Genomic DNA, 19,874 nt, shown 5'->3' with positions numbered 1-19,874 from the left:
AATTTGGGTATTAATAATACGGTTTACGTGAAAACAGATCCCCGGGAAATAGCTTTATTGGAAGGACTGGCAAAAGATGACCGGCAAGCCATTGAGACCATTTACAAGCAGCACTATAATATGGTGCAGACGTTGATAATCAACAACAATGGTTCGGCCGACGATGCACGGGACGTTTTCCAGGAAGCCATGATCGTTTTATATGAAAAAGCCCGATCCGGAACTTTCGAGCTTAACTGCCTGTTAAAGACCTATATCTACTCCGTTTGCAGGAGGTTATGGTTGAAGCGGCTGCAACAGCAACAAAAGTTCGTATCGGATATCGAGAACGTCAGTGAAACTGTTCCGGTAGAAGATGAACTAGAGGCACACGGACAAAGGAACACTGAATTCCAGATGATGGAGAAAGCCATGCAGCACATCGGCGAACCCTGCCGAAGCCTGCTCGAAGCTTTCTACATCCAGAAAAGGAATATGCTTGACATTGCGGGCCATTTCGGCTACACCAACGCCGATAATGCCAAAAACCAGAAATACAAATGTTTAATGCGGTTGAAGAAGTTATTCTTCGCTGCTTACAAAAACAACACACCGTAATGGAAGAGATGCAATTACTGGATGCCGTGGAGCGCTACCTCAACAATGAAATGCCCGCCGACGAAAAGGCTTTCTTTGAACAGCTGCGCAAAACCAATCCCGAAGTAGATCAGTTGGTGGTGGAGCATTCCATGTTCCTGCAACAAATGGACCGCTTCAGCGATTGGAAACAATACAAAGCCACCCTCCACGATGTACATTCCGAACTCCTCGAGACGGGCTCCATACAGGAAAAAGCGCCCCGCGCTACTGTGGTACAACTTTGGAAAAAATACCAGCGTGTAGTAGCCGTTGCGGCTTCCATTGCCGGTATCACTGCCCTTACCATCAGCGCCATCGCCTACTATTTTGCACCTAAGCCTGCTTCTGAAATACAATTGTTATCGCGTGAACTGGCCAATATTAAAAGAACGCAAACAATTACCGATAAAAAGATCAATGCACTGACTGGACAAGCCAGTACCCGGTTCATTCCACCTGCCGATCCTAAAAGCGGCGGTACCGGATTCCTGATCGATGGCAAAGGTTACCTCGTAACCAGCGCGCACATCGTTGCCAATGCAGATTCTGTTTATATTCAAAACACCAAAGGCGACTATTTCAAAGTTTCTACACTCTACGTCAATAAGCAAACCGATATCGCGGTACTCAAGATCGTTGATAACCGCTATCAACCCATCAAGAACCTGCCCTACGCCTTACAAAAGAACCTGGCTGATCTTGGCGAAGATGTATTTACTATGGGTTTCCCAAGAACGTCTACCGAGATCGTTTATAATAAAGGTTACCTGAGTGCTAAAACAGGTTACAACGGCGACACCACTACTTATCAGTTGGCCATCTCTGCCAACCCCGGTAACTCCGGCGGCCCCATCTTCAACCACAGCGGTGAAGTGATCGGCATCCTCAGTGGCAAACAAACCACAGCCGAAGGCGTGGTATTCTCAAGCCGTACCAGGAACATCTTTACGGCCCTGCACGAGATCAGGAAAGACAGCACGAACGAAGATCGTATCAAGTTGCTGCTCCCCTCCTCTATCAAAGGCCTCGACCGCATACAGCAGATCAAAAAGATCGAAGATTGCATGTTCATGGTGATCCGCTACTAAGCAGCTTTTTTACTCAAGTACTGACAATAGAAGCTCCGTCCTCAACAGACGGAGCTTTGTATTTTCAGGGGGGGTATTAAATAAGAAAGCGCCTCCGGAGGAAGCGCTTTCATCAATCAAAATATGATCAGGATTATTTAGTCCACAAAGCAGGAGGATATTCACCGGCATTCACCAGTTTCTCCAGGTTAGCCTTTACTTCAGGCGCATCTTCCTTGTAAGTAACACCAAACCACTCAGAAGAAGTAGGGATCACTTTAATAACACCCACTTTATCCTTAATGAACTGGTCGGCCACGATAGGAATGAAGAACTCCGATTTCAGTTGCGTACCGCTTTCTTTCAGGAATGCAGTGAAGAGTTCTTGAGAATAATCGAACACAGCGGGATCGAAGCACCAGAAGTTCATCGACACACTGGAATCGCGGGGCAGTTCCTTGGGTACAAAAGTATCTTCGGTAACAATCACGCCATCTTTCATTTCAATATTCAAACGCTCAGCGATGGAAGACAGGTTACCCTGTGCATCAACCTGGCAAACGCCACGATTTACGGTACCGTTGTCGCTGAGGGTCTTCAGCAATTCGTAACCGATGATAGACCATACTTTAGCCTTTACATCGGTAGTGAGGAATTTATACGCTTTTTCAAATGCGTCGCGACCGTAGAAGTCGTCGGCATTGATCACCGCAAATGGTTCCTTCACGGCATCTTTAGCACACAATACCGCATGGGCAGTACCCCAGGGTTTGCTGCGATCGGCAGGTATTTCATATCCATTGGTAAAAGACTTCAAATCCTGGAATACATAATCGATCTCGATACGACCTTTGAGCCTTGGTTCAACGATGGCTTTAAAGTCTTCGGCAAAATCCTTGCGGATGATGAATACTACCTTTTTGAATCCAGCGCGGATGGCGTCATAAATAGAATAGTCCATGATCGTTTCACCACCGGGTCCGAAAGACTGGATCTGTTTCATACTTCCATAGCGGGAAGCCATACCGGCAGCTAAGATCAACAAGGTTGGTTGCATTATTATCGTATTTTTAAAGATTCGGGCACGAAAATATATAAAAATAAGTGATCAAAATATATCTTAACGGCTATTGATACATACTTGAGAAGTATTGATACAAATAGGACAGTCGATTGCGCAAAAGCTTTCGTGCAGCCTTTGACCCATGAACAGTGGAGGGATAAAGGCGTTCGCGTTGCCGTGCTGCGCCTCGATCTCATACACCCTGTACTATCGGGCAACAAATGGTTCAAGCTGAAATACCACCTGCAGCAGGCTTTCCAACTGCAAAAGAAAGGGATACTCACTTTTGGTGGCGCCTATTCCAATCACCTCGTGGCTACTGCCATAGCCTGTAACCTGGAAGGCCTTGCAGCCATCGGCATTGTACGTGGAGAAGAACCTGCCGTACTGTCTCATACTTTGCACGACACTAAACGCTATGGTATGCAAATTCAGTATGTGCCCCGTAGCGTTTTCCAGCATGAACAAGCTCTTATAGACACTTTGCAGCAACAATATCCCGATTACCTGATCGTACCGGCAGGCGGGCAAAGTGCAGCAGGTGTACAAGGTGCAGCAGAGATACTGTCGTTGACAAATGCCGCTTCCTTTACGCACGTAGCCTGCGCGGCGGGTACCGGCACCATGTTTTCCGGGATCATCAACAGCATCGCACCGCATCAGCAGGTGCTAGGCTTCTCTAGCCTCAAGCTGGCCAACCATGACGACAACAGCCTGTTGTCTATGATCGGCCAGCATAGCACCTCCAGTTCGTGGCAATTGATCTATGACTATCATTTTGGCGGCTACGCGCGCAAGAACGATACGCTGCTGGCCTTCATGAACCAGCTTTACCAGGCAACGGGTTTACCAACCGATTTTGTATACACAGGAAAACTAATGTATGGCCTGTACGACCTTATTCAACAGGGTTATTTTCAGCCCGGCAGTGAGATCCTTGCCATTCATAGCGGCGGCCTGCAGGGCAACCGGTCACTACCTGCAGGTACACTGTGCTTTTAAAAGGGTGATTTAGAAGCTCCTAAAGACTTTTTTTGACGCGTAGGCTCCCTAAATGATGAAACGGTACAAAATTCGCTTGCCAGTGCCCTGTAGTGCTGCAAGTCCTATCTTTGCGGCACTAAAATAGAACCACCCAAAAATCCGTTATAGGCTCATGACAAGGATCGTATCGCTTGCTCTCTTATTGCTCTCACTAAACTCCCTTGCACAGGATACCTTGCCTAAGTTCTCTGCATATACCAGGGGCAACGATAAGGTCATTATCGGCTGGACGAACACCTATCCCAAAGTTTCGCAGATCAGCATTCAGCGTTCATTCGATAGCCTCAAGCTGTTTAAGACCATCCTCACTGTACCCGACCCAATGGTACCGCAGAATGGTTACCTCGATGCCAAAGGCACCAACCCTAAAATGTTCTACCGTCTTTTCATTGTACTCGATAGTGGTAAGTATGTGTTCACCCAATCGCAAAGACCGCATTATGATACCACCTCCCATAGCGCCTATGTACCGAAAACAGAAGTGATGCCCGAGAACAATGTGCGCCAGCGTGTGGTGATCGCCGAGAACATGGCGCCCAAAGAAGCAGAGTTGTTGAAAGAAAAAATACAGGAAGCTACCAGGAAGGAAGAACCTAAAACGGTAAGTCCGGTAGAGAAACCCAAACCCGCCCCCGAACCCGAGCGTTTCTTCATCATCAAAAGAAGGGACTCCGTGATCAGGCTATTGCCGGCAAAACAGCTGGGCCGGTTCAGGGACTCGATCGTATTGAGAACAAGGGACACGATGACCTTCCGCAATTCAGATACCATCCTCTTAAAACCCTTTATACCAAAGGCCGTCTTCAAACCTTCCAGGTTTGTTTATTCAGACAATACCGGTAATGTGGTGATCCAGTTGCCGGATGTGAAAACCAAAAACTTTGCGGTTAAATTCTTTGAAGACGATGGCACTTTCCTCTTTGAAGTAAAGCAGATCAAGGAACCTTACCTGGTGGTCGACAAGACCAATTTCCTCCATGCCGGATGGTTCAAGTTTGAGCTGCTGGAAGATGGAAAGGAAAAGGAACTGCACAAGTTCTTTATACCGAAGGATTAGACTTCCAGCGCATGGATCAAGCTTGTGCGAGCCGGAATAGCCCCTTACTGCATCTTCGGCGTCCGGTTAAAGCCTAGGCTTCTACAGTTCTGTCTGCAGACTGGAGCACTACATTAAACACTTTCTCGAAATTCCTCTTTACTTTTTGTTTCACGGCTTCGAAGTCGGGTGCATAACCCAGTTCTTTTTGGAGAGAGGTTACCTGCTTGTCGCGGATACCGCAGGGAACGATATGATCGAAATAAGTGAGGTCGGTGTTGACGTTGAAGGCAAACCCGTGCATAGTGATCCAACGGCTGCAGCGGATGCCCATGGCGCAGATCTTACGTTCCCGGCCGGGCACGGTGGTATCGAGCCAAACGCCGGTTTCTCCGGCAGAGCGTTCCCCCTTCAGGCCATATTCGGCCATGGTGAGGATGATCACTTCCTCCAGGTTACGGAGGTATTTACCGATGTCGGTATAAAATCTTTCGAGGTCGAGGATGGGATATCCTACCAATTGCTGGGGGCCGTGGAAGGTGATATCACCGCCGCGGTTGATGGCGAAGAACTCGATATTGCGGGCGGCCCGCTCTTCATCGCTGATGAGCACATTGGCCATGTCGCCGCTTTTACCGAGGGTATACACCGGCGGGTGCTCCACAAACAACAGGTGGTGAGTGGTAGACTGGTCTGCGGGCTGACCAGCAGCATCATTTATAGAATTGATTTCCAACCCATTACTACCCTGTTCGGAAACGGTGGCGGCTTCCCTGGTGCGGGCTTCGGTCTTGCGGCGAACATTTTCCTTCAGGAGGCTTTCCTGGTAGTCCCAGGCGTCCTGGTAGCGCATACGCTGCAGGTCTTCAAAAATGACGGACTGTTTGTCTGAATGGGCCATAGCGAACGCAAATTTACGTGTTTATGAGTACTCCTTCCGATATCTTACCTTTGCGCCAAATTGAGTGGTTTCCATGAGCAAAAAAGATATAGAGCTGGATAATGAGTTGGACGACAGTTCGGAAGGGTCCGAGGAACTCTATGAACGCATGAACCTGGTGGTAGACCGGGGTCAGGAGCCCATGCGCCTCGATAAATTCCTGGTACAACGCATCGAAAATGCTTCCCGCAACAAGGTGCAGCATGCCATCGAAAGCGGCCGGGTGCTTATCAACGGCAAGCAGGTACAATCGAACCACAAGATCAAACCCGGTGAGGAGATCGTGGTGTATTCCGATAAGGAAGTGCAGGGAGAAGACATTGTTCCCGAACAGATGCCCCTCAACATCTTCTTTGAAGATGACGATATCCTAATCATTAACAAGCCGGTTGGTCTGGTGGTTCACCCCGCCAGCGGCAACCCACGCGGTACCCTCATCAATGGAGTGGCCTGGCACCTGCTGCAGCAAAACGCCGACCTCAATACGGAGGTGTTGCCCCGCTTTGGACTGGTGCACCGCATCGATAAAAATACAAGCGGACTGATGGTATTGGCCAAAACGGAGAAAGCCGTGAGCAGTCTGGCCAAGGAATTCTTCAACCATACGATACATCGTCAGTATGTGGCGCTCGTGTGGGGCGATGTTGCCGAAGACAGTGGCACCATCAATGCACATATCGGCAGGCACCAGCGCTTCCGTAAGATTTTCGACGCCTACCCCGATGGCGAGCATGGTAAAGAAGCTATAACCCATTACAAAGTATTGGAGCGCTTTGGATACGTGACCATGGTTCAATGCGAGCTGGAGACCGGCCGTACGCACCAGATACGCGTGCACATGAAACACATCGGCCATCCGCTCTTCAACGATGAGGTATATGGTGGCGACCGGATCGTGAAAGGAACCGTTTTCAGCAAATACAAACAGTTTGTAGATAACTGCTTTGCACTTTGTCCGCGTCATGCATTGCATGCCAAGACACTGGGCTTCATTCACCCACGCACCCGTCAGGAAGTGGTATTCAACAGTGAAATACCAGATGATATGGCGCAGTTGATCGTGAAGTGGAGGAATTATGTGCAGGTAAAGAACATCATCTAAGCAGGCAGTTCCTGAACAGGAAATCATATTGAAAAGGCCGCAGGTCAAAGGACCACTTCAACAAGCGCTTAGGCGCCGGAGGGGTTCAAACGATCGGCGGTCTTTTTATTTTTTGAAGTCGAACAGCGTAGCGGTGAATACGGCATTTTCTTTCTTCTTGAGCACTACGCCCCAGCTGCCGTTATAGCGCAGTACTTTGGGCACGAGGTATTCGCCAAAGCGTGTCATCTCGGCTTCCATGTTCACATCGAAGCGGTATACGCCGGCATTGTAGCTGAGGTCGTAGTTACGGGCTACTATATCCCAGTTATCGATATTGAACCAGGTGGTCATTTCATTGATCACGATCCGGTCGCGTTCGCTGCTGGTAAGGTCGGCGCGGGGTATGAGTTTGAAGATGTAACACATCTGCCCGTTGAAGGTGTTCATGTCGATGATGTAATCGTACAGTTTGGCCGCTTCGTCATCGAACACGGCGATCTTGTTGCCGATAAAAGGAATGCCGGGGATCTTTTTACCGGGGTTGAAGAACAGCATTTTCAGCTGCTCCTTGTGTTTTTCTATGCCGGTTTTGTTCTGTGTATTGAACTCATGTCCTCTTACGATATTGGTTTCTCCGCAAATGGTATCCTTTGCAAAGAACAAACCGGCGTAAAGATTGGCGGTATAGTAATTGAAATTGCGGTTCTTATCGTACATGTCGCCGGTAGTGGATTCTTCGAGTATTTTCATCCACCGGCAGGTGTCTTTAACTATTTGCTGGGTGCGGCTGCGCAGGGTTGCTTTAACTGCTCCTTTTTTCTCCAGCATGCGGATATCGTTGAGCGCCGTATATCCTAATACTTTGAGGTTGCGGAAGGCTTTATAGAAGGTGGTGTCTTCTTTTACCCGGTCGATAAAGGCGGGCACATTGAGGTTGCTCCTGACGACTACTTCTTTCAGAGTTACTGCTTTATTGTTAACGGTAACGGCCGTATCCTTCTGTGCCCATGCGCTCAGGACCAAAAAGAATACAGGGAAAAAAGCCAGTGCCTTCATCCCTGTAATATAGTTATTCCCGTTGGAGGGAGTGTTTTCGTAGGTGATAATTGTGCTGCTTTTAAGGAATGTTACCAGGAAGTTATTTCACAAAGGTCATCTTATAATCGACCCTTACTTTCCCTTTGGAGATATCATCGAGTTTTCCCTTCAGCAGTTTACGCTTCAGCGGTTTCAGGTAATCGATGAATAGCTTTCCTTCTATATGATCGTACTCGTGCAGTATAACGCGGGCGGTGATGCCATTGAACGTTTTGGTGTGAGCAACGAAGTTCTCATCCACGTATTCAAGCGTCACTTCTTCGGGACGGTTCACATCTTCGCGGATCTTGGGTATGCTGAGGCAACCTTCGTTGTAGGCCCACTCTTTACCATTCAATTCCTTTATGTGTGCGTTGATGAATACCTGCTTGATGCCGGGTTCGTCGGGGTATTTGCCTTTTTCATCTTCATCCTGGTTTTCGAAGATCTGGGCGCTGTCGACCACGAAGATGCGGATGTCGCGGTTGATCTGTGGTGCAGCCAACCCTACCCCATTGCTGGCGTACATGGTTTCCCACATATCCTCGATGAGTTTGGCTAGATTGGGGTACTCCGGAGTAATGTCCTTGCTTACAACCCTTAAAACGGGGGCTCCGTAAGCTACTATGGGAAGGATCATGTTCTTATACTTAATTGCTTGATTATTCGATTGTTAAATTCTTATGCGAGGGGCAAATATACGCCAAAAATGCCAACTGGCCCAAGGGAAGCGGGATGTGTTGGCGGGTAACACGGGACGGCTGCTGGCGGGTAGCAGGTGCCGGGTGTATAGGTCGCGGAAGGCGGGTGACGCATGGCAGGCCGTCGGGCGGCTACTTTAGGTTGGCTGACTGTCGGTTCATCGGGACCGGGCTGTTGAGGCATACAGCACCTGCCGGCCCTGTACCGTCTTTAGGAGCCTATCCTTTGCAGGTATTCCTGCAGCATGATAGTGGCCGCAATTTCGTCGACCAGGGCCTTATTCCGGCGCTGCATCTTTTTGAGGCCCATCTCGATCATGGCCTGCGATGCCATCTTGGAGGTATATCGTTCGTCGACCGTTTTGATCGGCATGGTGGGAAACTCCTTTTTCAACCGTTCGATGACCTTCTTCACCAAGGGTGTGGCATGGGTATCGGTATCATCCCAGTTCTTGGGCTCGCCGATGATAATGAGTTCCACCGGTTCCTTCGAAAAATAGTCTTTGAGAAAAGCGATCAGCTTGGGTGATTCAACAGTGGTAAGCCCCGAAGCAATGATCTGCAGGGGATCGGTAACTGCAATGCCAGTACGTTTAAGTCCGTAGTCTATAGAGAGAATGCGCGCCATTATATTCCAGGATTTGGTGGCCAAATTAGTAATAGATCAGCAATCACGAAAACAGCAAATACCACGCTGGCAATACCATTGGCGGTCATGAAAGCTAAATTAACCCTCCGCAGGTCGTTGGGCTTGACGATAGCGTGTTGGTATATCAGCATACCGACAAAGACTGCAATACCGGTCCAGTATAACCAATGGAAATGTCCCACAAATCCGGCGGTTATCACACAGGCCGCGCTCAGCACATGCAAACCTTCCGATACACGCAATGCACGGACCTTACCGAGCCATGCTGGAATAGAGTGCAATTTGTTTGACCTGTCAAACTCTTCATCCTGCAAGGCGTAAATGATATCAAATCCACTTACCCAAAACACCACAGCAAAAGAGAACAGGATCGGTAGCAGCTCAAAATGACCAGTCACCGCGAGGAATGCCCCAATCGGCGCCAACGACAATCCTACTCCCAAAACCAGGTGGCACAAAGGCGTAAAACGCTTGGTGTAACTATAAAAGAGAACGACGAACAAGGCTACCGGTGAGAGGTAAAAACAAATCCGGTTGATAAACCAGCAGATGATCACAAACAGGAGGCAATTCACAATGGTAAACATCAAGACACGATCGGCTTTCAATATACCTGCTGGAATTTCACGGATCGCAGTACGGGGATTCTTTGCATCGAATTCGCGATCAAGATACCTGTTAAAAGCCATGGCGGCACTGCGGGCAAAGACCATGCAAAGCACTACCAAGATCAAGGTTTGCCACATTGGCTTGGGCTGCTCGATGCCCGACCAGGAAGATGGAATATAATCACGTGTTAGCTCTATTATCCAACCTATCAATGGTTCCCTTGCGCCCAGCACAAACCCAATCAACGCAAAGGGCATGGCGAAGATGGTATGTGAGAACTTTATGAGCGAGAGATAATTCTTTATCGTAGACATAATTCTGTTTTCTATGCTTGAGTTCAGGAGGCTATATGACCGTCGGTTGGCGGGTCGATTTTGGTACGCACCAATTCCCACAACACGATACCGGCAGCCACCGATATATTCAGGGAATGCTTCATCCCCAGCTGGGGTATCTCAATACATCCGTCGCAGGCTTTCACCACATCGGGATCTACGCCGCTCACTTCATTGCCAAATACAACAGCGAGCGGACCGTTCTGGTTGTCATCAAACTGATGTAAAGACTGGCTATTTTCCACCTGCTCTATCGCCCAGATGCGGTACCCCCCGTCGCGGAGCGCCTGCACCGCCTCCAGGGTATTGGCAAAATACTGCCAGGCAACCGTGTCGGTAGCCCCCAGGGCCGTTTTATGAATATCGCGGTGAGGAGGTTGCGGTGTATACCCGCATAAATAAATGCCCTGCAACAGGAAGGCATCGGCAGTGCGGAATACACTGCCCACATTGTGCATGCTGCGAATATTGTCCAGTACTACGATGATGGGTATTTTGTCCGACTCCCTGAATTCATCCACCGATTTACGGTTCAGTTCGTCCATGCTCAGTTTGCGCATCCCGCAAAGGTAATAAAGAAGGGGAAACTCGCCGATCATCTGTATTTTTGCGGCCTCCAATAAAACCACGTAAGTCAGGTATTATGAAACCAACGACCGTTATTTTCGATATGGATGGCCTGCTCATTGATTCTGAACCCCTCTGGGAAGAAGCAGGGAAAGAAACACTCGCCGGTTTCGGCGTAAGCCTCACCGATGAGCAATATCATTTCAGCACAGGGCTGCGCACGAAAGAATGGGTCGACTGGTGGTTTACCTGGTTCAATATCGACAAGAAACATTCCCTCGAGGCCGAGCTAACCATCGTACAAAAAGCCATCGAAAAAATAGATACGCACGGCATCGCTATGCCCGGCGCGCTGGAAGTATTTCCCTTTCTTAAAGAAAAGGGATACAAGATCGGGCTGGCCACTTCCTCTCCCCTGGCGCTGGTAAAAGTAGTTGCCGAAAAACTACAGATCAATCCATACCTGCAGGCTATCGCCTCCGCCGAAGAGCTGAAATATGGCAAGCCGCATCCGCAGGTATACCTCAATTGCGCGGAAGCATTGGAAGTTTCGCCCCTCGAATGTGTTTGTCTGGAAGACTCTTTTAATGGGATGATCGCCGTAAAAGCAGCCAGGATGAAGTGCATTGTGATCCCAGCCAGGCACCAGCAGCACCAGTCAAGATGGGATGCTGCCGACATTAAATTGGGCTCCCTGCTCGATCTCAACGACCAGGTGCTGGATGAGCTTTAAATACATACACGCCTGCTGTAGCAGGCCTCACCCGTTTTAGCAACAATTACTTGCATTCATGTACACAACGCCTGGCCGGACAAACCTGCCGGGCACTACGTGCTACAATGAAAGAAACAGATCAACATGAGTATCGCCAACAGCAAATAAAGCGGCTGCAATTTTTCATCTTTCATAAGGAAATTTTGAATAGTTAGCTTCGACCTTCCCAATGAAAATCAATACACGATTGGCGGGGATACTAATAATCAGAGTTGGGTATGGGGACACCCAGGAATTGCTACTAAATCGGGAATACTGCTGTGAAATGGAACAGTAAGATACGAATTTCCGGCATATAAAGCTGCAGGATATCCCAGCCTATCTACTTTATTTTACTAGAAGATACAGGTAGCAACCATCTACCCGTAACGGAGCAGCATAAAAAAAGCGTTCCGGCTTTTCGGCCGGAACGCTTATATCAGGTAATGAATGATTCAATTACTCTTTAGTCTCACCACCTTGCTTCTCTTCCTGCTTCAGCTTTTCTTTGATCTCAGCCAAAGCACCCAGATCACCGAGGGTAGCTTTCTCTACTTTGCCTTGAATATTCTTCACTGCCTTCTTGGTCTTATCGGCTTCGGAGCGAGCTTCCTTGCGGGCAGCTTCTTTCTCTTCTATCTTGGATTGCTCCCAGATGCGTGTGTGCGATACAACGATGCGCTTTTCATTGCGATCGAATTCGATCACCATGAATTGTGCAGTTTCGTCGGCACCCATGCTCTTACCATCTTCCTTGCTCAGGTGACGGTTAGGCGCAAATCCTTCGAGGCCGTAAGGCAACTGAACGATACCACCCTTGTCGTCGCGGCGGATAACGGTTCCTTCATGCACTGATCCAACAGCAAATGTGTCTTGCAGTGCATTCCAGGGATCTTCTTCCAGTTGTTTGTGTCCGAGTTGCAGTTTGCGGTTTTCTTTATCGATACCGAGGATCACTACGTCGATGTTGCTACCAACTTTAGTGTACTCTGAAGGATGGTTGAAGCGCTTCAGCCAGCTCAGGTCACTGATGTGGATCATACCACCGATACCAGGAGCCAGTTCAACAAACACACCGTAAGGAGTGATGTTCTTCACCAGGCCGGTATGACGGCTTCCTTCAGGGAACTTAGTTTCGATAGTGCTCCAGGGATCTTCGCTCATTTGCTTGATAGACAAGCTCATTTTGCGGCTGCCCTTATCGAGGGTAACGATCTTCGCTTCGTACTCATCGCCCAATTTGAAGAATTCCTTCGCATTGATCGGCGTGTTAGCCCAGGTGATCTCACTTACGTGAACCAGACCTTCTACACCAGGCATGATCTCGAGGAATGCACCGTAATCTTCGATGTTTACAACTTTACCCTTCACTACAGAACCTTCATGCACGTTTTCGGGCAGAATATCCCATGGGTGAGGAGTCAGTTGCTTCAGGCCGAGGCTGATACGTTTCTTCTCGTCGTCGAAATCCAATACCACCACTTTCAGCTTCTGATCGAGTTTCAGTACTTCGCTCGGATGGCTGATACGTCCCCAGCTGATATCGGTGATATACAGCAGACCGTCCAGACCACCGAGGTCCATGAACGCACCGAAATCGGTGATATTCTTGATAGTACCTTCCAGTACCTGGCCTCTCTCGAGCTTGCTCATGATCTCTGCACGTTGTGCTTCGATATCGCTCTCGATGAGTGCCTTGTGAGATACTACAGCGTTCTTGATCGCTTCGTTGATCTTCACAACCTTGAACTCCATGGTCTTACCTACAAACTGATCGTAATCAGTTACAGGCTTAACATCGATCTGAGAACCTGGCAGGAACGTTTCCATACCAAATACATCAACGATAAGACCACCCTTAGTTTTAGAAGTAACTGTACCGGTAATAACTTCGCCAGTTTTGTGAACTTCCACGATACGCTCCCAGGCACGAGTGATACGTGCTTGCTTGCGGCTCAGGTTCAGGTGACCATCCCGGTCTTCCTTCTCAACGACCATCACTTCAACCTCATCACCTGTTTTCAGGTTCACCAGGTCACGGAATTCGTTCAGGGAAACCAGACCATCACTCTTGAAACCAATGTTGATCACCACGTCTGTCTTAGTCATGGCAACCACCAGGCCTTTTACGAGCTCACCGTCGGTAACTGCTTTGAAAGTACCTTCGTACACTGCATCATACTTCAGCTTTTCTTCCTTGCTGTAAGTAGCTACATTACGCTTGTCAATGCTCCAGTCGAAATCATCATGCGCAGATGTATCTTCTACATACTGAGCCGCCACAGGTGCAGTTGTTGTCGCTGTAGTCTCTTCAGCAGGTGCGGAAGAAGACTCCTGTGCATCAGCGTTTAGTTGTTTAACAATTAAATTTTGAAACATGATAGAATCCCGGAGGGTTTTAATTCCGGGCTGCAAAGATACGCCAAAATGCTGAATGGGCGCGGGTTTTTATCGTTTTTTTGCCTCAATAAAGACTTCAATCGCAATCTTTTACGATCAATGTGCAAAAACAGGATACCTTTGTGGCAGCAAAGCAGTAGCTACAATGCCCTTATGCGGATGTATAAGCAAAATGTTGATTATTATTTTTCTGCAAAACATTTCACAACACACAGTTTTCTGCTATTTTTGAACCCTTTTTATACCAACCGTCAACAATGATCACACCGGTTTTAATCCAGCTATTTGAGGAAGGCCTTAACAAACTGACAGAAGAAATCAATCAATACCCCGATGATGCGAGCTTGTGGGTAGTTAAGGATGGCGTTAACAACAGCGGCGGCAACCTATGTTTGCACCTTACAGGTAACCTCCAGCATTTCCTGGGGGCTGTATTGAACGAATCGGGTTATGTACGCAACCGCGAAGCAGAGTTCAAAGTAAAGAACATCGTAAAAGCAAAGCTGCTCAACGAAATTGATGAAGCCAGAAAAGCAGTGAAGGATACCCTCGAGCAGGTTAGCAGAAGACAACTCGACAACAATTATCCCCTGCCCATCAACGGCGAAATGGTCAACACCGAGTATTTTCTCGTGTACCTCCTGGCACACCTGAACTACCACATCGGTCAGATCAACTACCACAGAAGATTATTGGCCCAGCAACCGGCTTAATCCAATTCTATAAAGGTTTGGTGCTTCGCATCAAACCTTTCTTTTTTTGGCTACGCCACGGTTATCCCGCAACCTGCTGTGCCATCCTCTTATTGCAATTCCTTCAGGTCTGCGCGCCTTCCTTCCGCGCAATCGAAACCGCCGCCAGGTAACCACTGGTCCAGGCATGCTGAAAGTTGAAGCCCCCGGTAATTCCATCCACATCAAGTATCTCTCCCGCGAAATATAGTCCCGGCAACAATTTACTCTCCATGGTATTGGCATCTACCTCGGCCAGCCTGATACCGCCTGCCGTCACAAACTCATCCTTGAACGTCGTTTTGCCCTTTACCGCAAACTCCTGCGCACACAATTGCTTTACCAGTTTGTTCTGTTCTTTCGCCGGCACATCGGCCCAGCGGATATCGCCATTGATCCCCGACTGCTCCAGTAAATAATCCCACAGTCGCTGCGGCAAACCAAAGGGATTGCGGTTGCTGATCTTTTGGGCAGCCAGTTCAAAACGTAGCGCCTGCAGGTGCTCCCGCATACTGTTCTCATTATAGTCTGGCAGCCAGTTGAGTACAATGGAGAAAGAGTAATGACCGGCCGCGAGGTCCCTGGCCCCCCAGGCCGATAAGCGCAACACCGCAGGTCCGCTAAGTCCCCAGTGGGTGATCAATACCGGCCCCTCTGCACTGAGCTTACTACCGGTGATCTTTATCTGCACAGACGGTACGGATACACCCATCAGTTGTGTGATGGGGTTACCTGGCATATTGAACGTGAACAAGGAAGGTACCGGCTCTTCTATGCTGTGGCCCGATGTCTTGAGCCAATCGAACATAACTGTTTTGGGATATCCTCCGCATGCGATGCACGCGTAATCGGCAGTCAACTCCTTCCCACTCGCAAACGTAAGCTGGAACCGGCCTTCGTGTTGTTGGATACGCTGAACTTCTGCCGACATCCATACTTCAATGCCATACTTGTTTACTTCCCGCATCAAACAATCGATGATGGTTTGCGAAGAATCGGTCACCGGGAACATGCGGCCATCCTCTTCGGTTTTCAAGGCCACGCCGCGTTCCTTGAACCATTCAATCGTATTGGTCGTAAAAAAATGGTGAAAGGACTTCTTGAGAAAATTGGTTCCGCGCGGATACCTGCGCACCATATCGGCAATGGAAAAGCACGCATGCGTTACGTTGCACCTGCCCCCACCCGACACCCTTACCTTCGACAATACCTTGTTCGTCTTCTCCACGATAATCACTTCCAGGCCGGGATGCATCCTCGCAGCATTCACTGCACAGAAGAAACCCGCGGCACCGCCGCCCACCACTACCAGTCTTTTTTTATTGCCAGCCATATTGTTTAGGTCGTTTACCTAAAAGAAAACCCTCCGGTAAGAGGGTTCCTTTTAAAATATCTACATGCGAAATGTGATCATAATTATGCCACCAGCACAGGCTCGCTGGTCACCAGGTGACTATTGGCCTTTTCAGCAGCTTCGATAATGCTATAGTCTGACAGGATATCGGCCTTGTTCTTCTGCACGCATACATCGTGTTCGAAATGAACTGAGGCAGTACCGTCGATGGTACGTACCGTCCAGCCGTCCGACTCGGTATACACTTCTTTCTTACCCATATTGATCATGGGTTCGATGGCCAGCACTGTACCTTCTTTCAGCTTGGCGCCTGCACCCCGTTTGCCGTAGTTGGGTACCTGCGGATCTTCGTGCAGGCTTTTGCCCAATCCATGCCCCACCAATTCACGCACTACACCATAACCGTATTTCTTTTCGGTATGCTCCTGGATGGCTGCGCCGATATCGCCGATGCGGTTTCCGGCAATAGCCTGTTCAATGCCTTTGAAGAGTGATTCCTTGGTTACACGGATCAGTTGAAGCACTTCGGGCTTTACATCGCCAATAGCGAATGTATACGCGTGGTCGCCATGGTAACCATTCTTCACGATACCGATGTCCACGGAAATGATATCACCGTCCTTCAGTTCTTTCTCGTTGGGAAAACCATGCACCACCACATCATTTACCGATATACAGGAATTGAAGGGATAGCCATGGAAATTGAGGAAGGAGGGGATGCCACCATGATCACGGATCATTTCACCGATGGTTTTATCGAGTGAAAGCGTAGTGATCCCGGGGCGAATAACTTTGGCAATCTCGGCCAGAGTGGCGCTTACCAGTAATGCGCTGTGCCGCATCAGTTCCACCTCTGCCGGAGTTTTAATATGCACCATGCTTAATAAAATCTATTGTTTAAAAGAAAACCTGACAGCTATATAACAGCTGCCAGGTTTTAATGTTGTATGATGATTTATTACAAGGATGCAGGCGAAACCGTCTGACGGCCTTGTACGCGTCCACTCTTCATCAAACCATCGTATTGACGCATCAACAATTGGGTCTCAATTTGTTGCAGTGTATCCAGGATCACACCTACCATGATCAGCAGTGACGTACCGCCGAAGAAGGAAGAGAATGAAGGCTGAACCTGCAGACGTTGTGCAAAACCGGGCAGGATACCAACCACGGCGAGTAATACCGCACCGGGAAGGGTGATCTTGTCCATCACTGCACCGATATAATCGGCAGTGGGCTGACCGGGTTTTACGCCGGGGATAAAGCCGTTGTTGCGTTTCAGGTCGTCTGCGATCTGCTTGGGGTTGAAGATCAGGGCTGTGTAAAGGAAGGTAAAACCAATTACCATTACAGCGTAGATCAACATATACCAGAAATTGCTATGGTCGCCGAATACCCGGGCCAGGCCGCGTGTAGAATCGAAATTCGACAACAGCGTAGGCAGGAACATAATCGCTTGCGCGAAGATGATGGGCATTACACCAGCACTGTTCACCTTGATGGGGAGGAACTGGCGGGCACCACCAAACTGGCGGTTACCAACAATTTGCTTAGCGTATTGAACCGGTATTTTACGTACACCCTGGATCAGGATGATGAGGCCCATGATAATGGCTACGAGTACTGCTACTTCAATTACGAAGAAGAGGATACCACGGCCGCTGCCGCCGGTAACTTTCGATTGCCACTCCTGCATGATCGCCTGGGGAAGACGGGCAAGGATACCCACCATGATGATCACGGAGCTACCATTACCCAAACCTTTATCAGTGATCCTTTCACCCAGCCACATTACGAAGAGGGTGCCGGCACTGAGGATGATGGTTGTAGACAACCAGAAATAAGAAGCATAAGCATCGATCATTGCTTCTTTATTGGTCTGGTGCAGGAACGCCACGTAAGCGCTGGCCTGCAGGATGGCTACAGCAACAGTGAGGTAACGGGTGTACTGGTTAATTTTTTTACGGCCACTCTCTCCTTCTTTTTGCATTTTCTGGAATGGGGGATAGAGAATGGTCATCAACTGCATGAAGATAGAAGCGGAGATGTAAGGCATGATACCGAGGGCCAGGATAGAAGCCTGTGAGAAGGCGCCACCGGCAAAGGCATCGATCAGCCCGAGGATTCCACCACCAGAGGCAGCTGTATTGATCTTTGTGGGATCAATACCCGGCAGTACGATATGGGTGCCGAGGCGATATACGGCTATCAGAGTAATGGTCACCAGGATCTTGCTCTTCAGTTCCTCAATACTCCAGATATTCTTCAGGGTTTGTATGAATTTTTTCACGGAATCCAGAAATTTTTTATGATGGCCTCAGTTTTGGAAAACCACAAACAGGTTTGCTTAAAAAGACCATTCAATCCCTTATGGCAAACCTGCTGTACCGATATTAAGCTGGTTAACTACAATGCTTTGTTATACAAAAAAGACGCATGCTACCATGCGTCCTTGCAAGTTACGGAAAATTACTTTACAATTTCCACTGTACCACCGGCAGCTTCGATCGAAGCCTTGGCTTTATCACTTACGGCGTTAACCTTGAAAGTCACTTTACTCTTCAGCTCACCATTTCCCAATACTTTTACCAGGTCGGTGCGGCTAACCAGTCCATTGATGTACAGGTTCTCCAGGCTGAATTCTTTCAGTTCATACTTTTCAACCAGGTGATCTACCTGACCGAGGTTAAATACTTTGTATTCAACCCTGTTTATATTAGTAAAACCACGTTTTGGCAAACGACGCTGAATAGGCATCTGACCACCTTCATGGGCGTTCTTACGTTGATAACCAGCGCGGCTTTGACCACCCTTGTTACCTTTTGTAGAAGTACCACCCTTACCGGATGCTTCACCACGACCTAATCTTTTCTCTTTATGCGTTGCGCCTTCTGCGGGCTTGATCTGATGTAATTTCATGTTTTCTGATTTTAACTCAACGGGGAATCTCCCCTCGCTTTACAAAATTGATAATAAGGATCCAACTGATGCATCCGGGACTATTCGCATTGCTGCTACTGTCCCGGGTGTCATTAAGCCTGTTCTACCTTTACCAGGTGGTTTACAGCACGAACCATACCCAGTATTTGCGGAGTAGCTTCTACTTCTTTGGTAGCATGCAGCTTGTTCAGGCCCAGCGCCTGGAGCGTTAATTTCTGACGCTCGGGTCTGTCAATAGCACTCTTTACTAAAGTGATCTTAATCTTGCTCATGATATAATCATTATGATCAGCTATTGGCCGGCTGTCTTCAGCAATGCTGCAGGCATCCGGCTTTCAGCCAATAGTTATCCGTTAAATACTTTCTTCAGGTTCAGTTTACGTTGCTTGGCAACAGTAACCGGCTCACGCAACAGGGCCAAAGCTGCAAATGTAGCTTTTACCACGTTGTGCGGGTTGGCAGAACCGAGTGATTTAGCCAATACGTCGGTAACACCAGCACTTTCCAGCACTGAACGCATGCTACCTCCGGCGATCACACCAGTACCGTGAGCGGCTGGCTTAATCAATACTTTGGCAGCACCAACTTTCGCCCACTGATCGTGAGGAATGGTACCCTTCATGATGGGCACTTTTATGAGGTTCTTCTTGGCATCTTCAATGCCTTTGGTAATAGCTTCCTGTACTTCTTTGGCTTTACCGAGACCATGACCAACCACGCCATTTTCGTTACCTACCACTACGAGGGCAGAAAAACTGAAGGCACGACCACCTTTAGTGGTTTTTACCACCCGGTTGATGGCTACCACTTTCTCTTTCAGCTCAAGATCGCCGGCTTTAACTCTGTTTAAATTAACTTTTGCCATTATTTCGAATTGACGATTTTAATTGTAATTACGCTAGGGA

The 19,874-nt window shown here is 48.4% G+C and carries 21 protein-coding genes; 7 read left to right on the top strand and 14 right to left on the bottom strand.

Features of this window, described 5'->3' with window-relative positions:
* Positions 1 to 27 precede the first annotated feature (27 nt).
* Together P2H89_RS25205 and P2H89_RS25200 are read left to right on the top strand one after the other, a co-directional pair.
* Positions 28 to 597 (top strand): sigma-70 family RNA polymerase sigma factor, encoded by a 570-nt coding sequence (locus P2H89_RS25205; RefSeq protein ID WP_275832247.1) that lies wholly within the window; start codon positions 28 to 30, stop codon positions 595 to 597.
* A complete protein-coding gene (locus P2H89_RS25200; protein ID WP_275832245.1) occupies positions 597 to 1,706 on the top strand; it encodes a serine protease in 1,110 nt (369 codons plus the stop codon). The genes P2H89_RS25205 and P2H89_RS25200 overlap by 1 nt, the downstream gene beginning before the upstream one ends.
* A 133-nt stretch (positions 1,707 to 1,839) precedes the next feature.
* Here P2H89_RS25200 and P2H89_RS25195 read toward each other — a convergent pair whose 3' ends face one another.
* Positions 1,840 to 2,742: a sugar phosphate nucleotidyltransferase gene (locus tag P2H89_RS25195; RefSeq protein ID WP_275832243.1), complete on the bottom strand. Its 903-nt coding sequence runs from the start codon at positions 2,740 to 2,742 to the stop codon at positions 1,840 to 1,842.
* A gap of 141 nt (positions 2,743 to 2,883) precedes the next feature.
* On the opposite strand from P2H89_RS25195, the gene P2H89_RS25190 reads away from it, so the two are divergent.
* Positions 2,884 to 3,750 carry a pyridoxal-phosphate dependent enzyme gene (locus P2H89_RS25190; RefSeq protein WP_275832241.1) on the top strand — a complete coding sequence of 289 codons (867 nt, stop codon included), beginning with the start codon at positions 2,884 to 2,886 and terminating at the stop codon, positions 3,748 to 3,750.
* A 154-nt stretch (positions 3,751 to 3,904) separates the two neighbouring features.
* Positions 3,905 to 4,849: a hypothetical protein gene (locus tag P2H89_RS25185; protein ID WP_275832239.1), complete on the top strand. Its 945-nt coding sequence runs from the start codon at positions 3,905 to 3,907 to the stop codon at positions 4,847 to 4,849.
* A 73-nt stretch (positions 4,850 to 4,922) separates the two neighbouring features.
* On the opposite strand, the gene lipB is transcribed toward P2H89_RS25185, so the two are convergent.
* Positions 4,923 to 5,729, bottom strand: a complete 807-nt coding sequence (gene lipB / locus P2H89_RS25180) for a lipoyl(octanoyl) transferase LipB (RefSeq protein WP_275832237.1) — start codon at positions 5,727 to 5,729, stop codon at positions 4,923 to 4,925.
* Between the two features lie 73 nt (positions 5,730 to 5,802).
* Between lipB and P2H89_RS25175 the strand changes: the two genes are divergently transcribed.
* The gene (locus tag P2H89_RS25175) at positions 5,803 to 6,870 is read left to right on the top strand and encodes an RluA family pseudouridine synthase (protein WP_275832235.1); all 1,068 of its coding nucleotides are present in this window, start codon (positions 5,803 to 5,805) and stop codon (positions 6,868 to 6,870) included.
* Positions 6,871 to 6,975: 105 nt separating this feature from the next.
* Here P2H89_RS25175 and P2H89_RS25170 read toward each other — a convergent pair whose 3' ends face one another.
* The 5 genes from P2H89_RS25170 to P2H89_RS25150 all read right to left on the bottom strand — a co-directional run bounded on the left by P2H89_RS25170 (position 6,976) and on the right by P2H89_RS25150 (position 10,783).
* Positions 6,976 to 7,908 carry a hypothetical protein gene (locus tag P2H89_RS25170; RefSeq protein WP_275832233.1) on the bottom strand — a complete coding sequence of 311 codons (933 nt, stop codon included), beginning with the start codon at positions 7,906 to 7,908 and terminating at the stop codon, positions 6,976 to 6,978.
* An 82-nt stretch (positions 7,909 to 7,990) separates the two neighbouring features.
* Positions 7,991 to 8,569 (bottom strand): peptide deformylase, encoded by a 579-nt coding sequence (def, locus tag P2H89_RS25165; RefSeq protein ID WP_275832230.1) that lies wholly within the window; start codon positions 8,567 to 8,569, stop codon positions 7,991 to 7,993.
* Between the two features lie 272 nt (positions 8,570 to 8,841).
* The gene (gene ruvX / locus P2H89_RS25160; protein ID WP_275832228.1) at positions 8,842 to 9,258 is read right to left on the bottom strand and encodes a Holliday junction resolvase RuvX; all 417 of its coding nucleotides are present in this window, start codon (positions 9,256 to 9,258) and stop codon (positions 8,842 to 8,844) included.
* Positions 9,258 to 10,202 (bottom strand): UbiA-like polyprenyltransferase, encoded by a 945-nt coding sequence (locus P2H89_RS25155; RefSeq protein ID WP_275832226.1) that lies wholly within the window; start codon positions 10,200 to 10,202, stop codon positions 9,258 to 9,260. Before P2H89_RS25155 ends, ruvX begins: the two co-directional genes overlap by 1 nt.
* A gap of 23 nt (positions 10,203 to 10,225) precedes the next feature.
* Positions 10,226 to 10,783, bottom strand: coding sequence for an RNA methyltransferase (locus P2H89_RS25150; RefSeq protein WP_275832224.1), 558 nt, complete (start codon positions 10,781 to 10,783; stop codon positions 10,226 to 10,228).
* 83 nt (positions 10,784 to 10,866) lie between these two features.
* Here P2H89_RS25150 and hxpB point away from each other — a divergent pair, with 83 nt between their 5' ends.
* Positions 10,867 to 11,523, top strand: a complete 657-nt coding sequence (gene hxpB, locus P2H89_RS25145) for a hexitol phosphatase HxpB (protein ID WP_275832222.1) — start codon at positions 10,867 to 10,869, stop codon at positions 11,521 to 11,523.
* Positions 11,524 to 12,003: 480 nt separating this feature from the next.
* On the opposite strand, the gene rpsA is transcribed toward hxpB, so the two are convergent.
* Positions 12,004 to 13,923, bottom strand: coding sequence for a 30S ribosomal protein S1 (gene rpsA / locus P2H89_RS25140; protein ID WP_275832221.1), 1,920 nt, complete (start codon positions 13,921 to 13,923; stop codon positions 12,004 to 12,006).
* Positions 13,924 to 14,201: 278 nt separating this feature from the next.
* On the opposite strand from rpsA, the gene P2H89_RS25135 reads away from it, so the two are divergent.
* Entirely contained in the window at positions 14,202 to 14,657 is a 456-nt protein-coding gene (locus tag P2H89_RS25135; protein WP_275832219.1) for a DinB family protein, read from the top strand.
* A gap of 103 nt (positions 14,658 to 14,760) precedes the next feature.
* Here the strand turns inward: P2H89_RS25135 and P2H89_RS25130 are convergent, their stop codons facing one another.
* The 6 genes from P2H89_RS25130 to rpsE form a co-directional block, all read right to left on the bottom strand.
* Positions 14,761 to 16,008, bottom strand: a complete 1,248-nt coding sequence (locus P2H89_RS25130; protein WP_275832217.1) for an NAD(P)/FAD-dependent oxidoreductase — start codon at positions 16,006 to 16,008, stop codon at positions 14,761 to 14,763.
* Positions 16,009 to 16,091: 83 nt separating this feature from the next.
* Positions 16,092 to 16,907, bottom strand: a complete 816-nt coding sequence (map, locus tag P2H89_RS25125; protein WP_275832215.1) for a type I methionyl aminopeptidase — start codon at positions 16,905 to 16,907, stop codon at positions 16,092 to 16,094.
* A gap of 80 nt (positions 16,908 to 16,987) precedes the next feature.
* Positions 16,988 to 18,319: a preprotein translocase subunit SecY gene (gene secY, locus P2H89_RS25120; RefSeq protein ID WP_275832213.1), complete on the bottom strand. Its 1,332-nt coding sequence runs from the start codon at positions 18,317 to 18,319 to the stop codon at positions 16,988 to 16,990.
* A 179-nt stretch (positions 18,320 to 18,498) separates the two neighbouring features.
* Positions 18,499 to 18,948, bottom strand: coding sequence for a 50S ribosomal protein L15 (gene rplO / locus P2H89_RS25115; protein ID WP_275832211.1), 450 nt, complete (start codon positions 18,946 to 18,948; stop codon positions 18,499 to 18,501).
* 113 nt (positions 18,949 to 19,061) lie between these two features.
* Entirely contained in the window at positions 19,062 to 19,241 is a 180-nt protein-coding gene (gene rpmD / locus P2H89_RS25110) for a 50S ribosomal protein L30 (protein ID WP_345799378.1), read from the bottom strand.
* Between the two features lie 74 nt (positions 19,242 to 19,315).
* Positions 19,316 to 19,834 (bottom strand): 30S ribosomal protein S5, encoded by a 519-nt coding sequence (gene rpsE, locus P2H89_RS25105; protein WP_275832209.1) that lies wholly within the window; start codon positions 19,832 to 19,834, stop codon positions 19,316 to 19,318.
* Positions 19,835 to 19,874: the final 40 nt, after the last annotated feature.

It is taken from the genome of Paraflavitalea sp. CAU 1676, from assembly GCF_029223285.1.
Classification (GTDB): Bacteria; Bacteroidota; Bacteroidia; order Chitinophagales; family Chitinophagaceae; genus Paraflavitalea.
The sequence above is the reverse complement of the archived record's forward strand: the minus strand, read 5'-3'. Positions and strand labels throughout refer to the sequence as shown.

Coding starts and splice junctions, on each gene's coding strand:
- P2H89_RS25200 (WP_275832245.1), top strand. CDS start 597: ATGGAAGAGATGCAATTACTGGATGCCGTGGAGCGCTACCTCAACAAT.
- P2H89_RS25195 (WP_275832243.1), bottom strand. CDS start 2,742: ATGCAACCAACCTTGTTGATCTTAGCTGCCGGTATGGCTTCCCGCTAT.
- P2H89_RS25185 (WP_275832239.1), top strand. CDS start 3,905: ATGACAAGGATCGTATCGCTTGCTCTCTTATTGCTCTCACTAAACTCC.
- lipB (WP_275832237.1), bottom strand. CDS start 5,729: ATGGCCCATTCAGACAAACAGTCCGTCATTTTTGAAGACCTGCAGCGT.
- P2H89_RS25175 (WP_275832235.1), top strand. CDS start 5,803: ATGAGCAAAAAAGATATAGAGCTGGATAATGAGTTGGACGACAGTTCG.
- P2H89_RS25170 (WP_275832233.1), bottom strand. CDS start 7,908: ATGAAGGCACTGGCTTTTTTCCCTGTATTCTTTTTGGTCCTGAGCGCA.
- def (WP_275832230.1), bottom strand. CDS start 8,569: ATGATCCTTCCCATAGTAGCTTACGGAGCCCCCGTTTTAAGGGTTGTA.
- ruvX (WP_275832228.1), bottom strand. CDS start 9,258: ATGGCGCGCATTCTCTCTATAGACTACGGACTTAAACGTACTGGCATT.
- P2H89_RS25155 (WP_275832226.1), bottom strand. CDS start 10,202: ATGTCTACGATAAAGAATTATCTCTCGCTCATAAAGTTCTCACATACC.
- P2H89_RS25150 (WP_275832224.1), bottom strand. CDS start 10,783: ATGCGCAAACTGAGCATGGACGAACTGAACCGTAAATCGGTGGATGAA.
- hxpB (WP_275832222.1), top strand. CDS start 10,867: ATGAAACCAACGACCGTTATTTTCGATATGGATGGCCTGCTCATTGAT.
- rpsA (WP_275832221.1), bottom strand. CDS start 13,923: ATGTTTCAAAATTTAATTGTTAAACAACTAAACGCTGATGCACAGGAG.
- P2H89_RS25135 (WP_275832219.1), top strand. CDS start 14,202: ATGATCACACCGGTTTTAATCCAGCTATTTGAGGAAGGCCTTAACAAA.
- P2H89_RS25130 (WP_275832217.1), bottom strand. CDS start 16,008: ATGGCTGGCAATAAAAAAAGACTGGTAGTGGTGGGCGGCGGTGCCGCG.
- map (WP_275832215.1), bottom strand. CDS start 16,907: ATGGTGCATATTAAAACTCCGGCAGAGGTGGAACTGATGCGGCACAGC.
- rplO (WP_275832211.1), bottom strand. CDS start 18,948: ATGAAATTACATCAGATCAAGCCCGCAGAAGGCGCAACGCATAAAGAG.
- rpmD (WP_345799378.1), bottom strand. CDS start 19,241: ATGAGCAAGATTAAGATCACTTTAGTAAAGAGTGCTATTGACAGACCC.
- rpsE (WP_275832209.1), bottom strand. CDS start 19,834: ATGGCAAAAGTTAATTTAAACAGAGTTAAAGCCGGCGATCTTGAGCTG.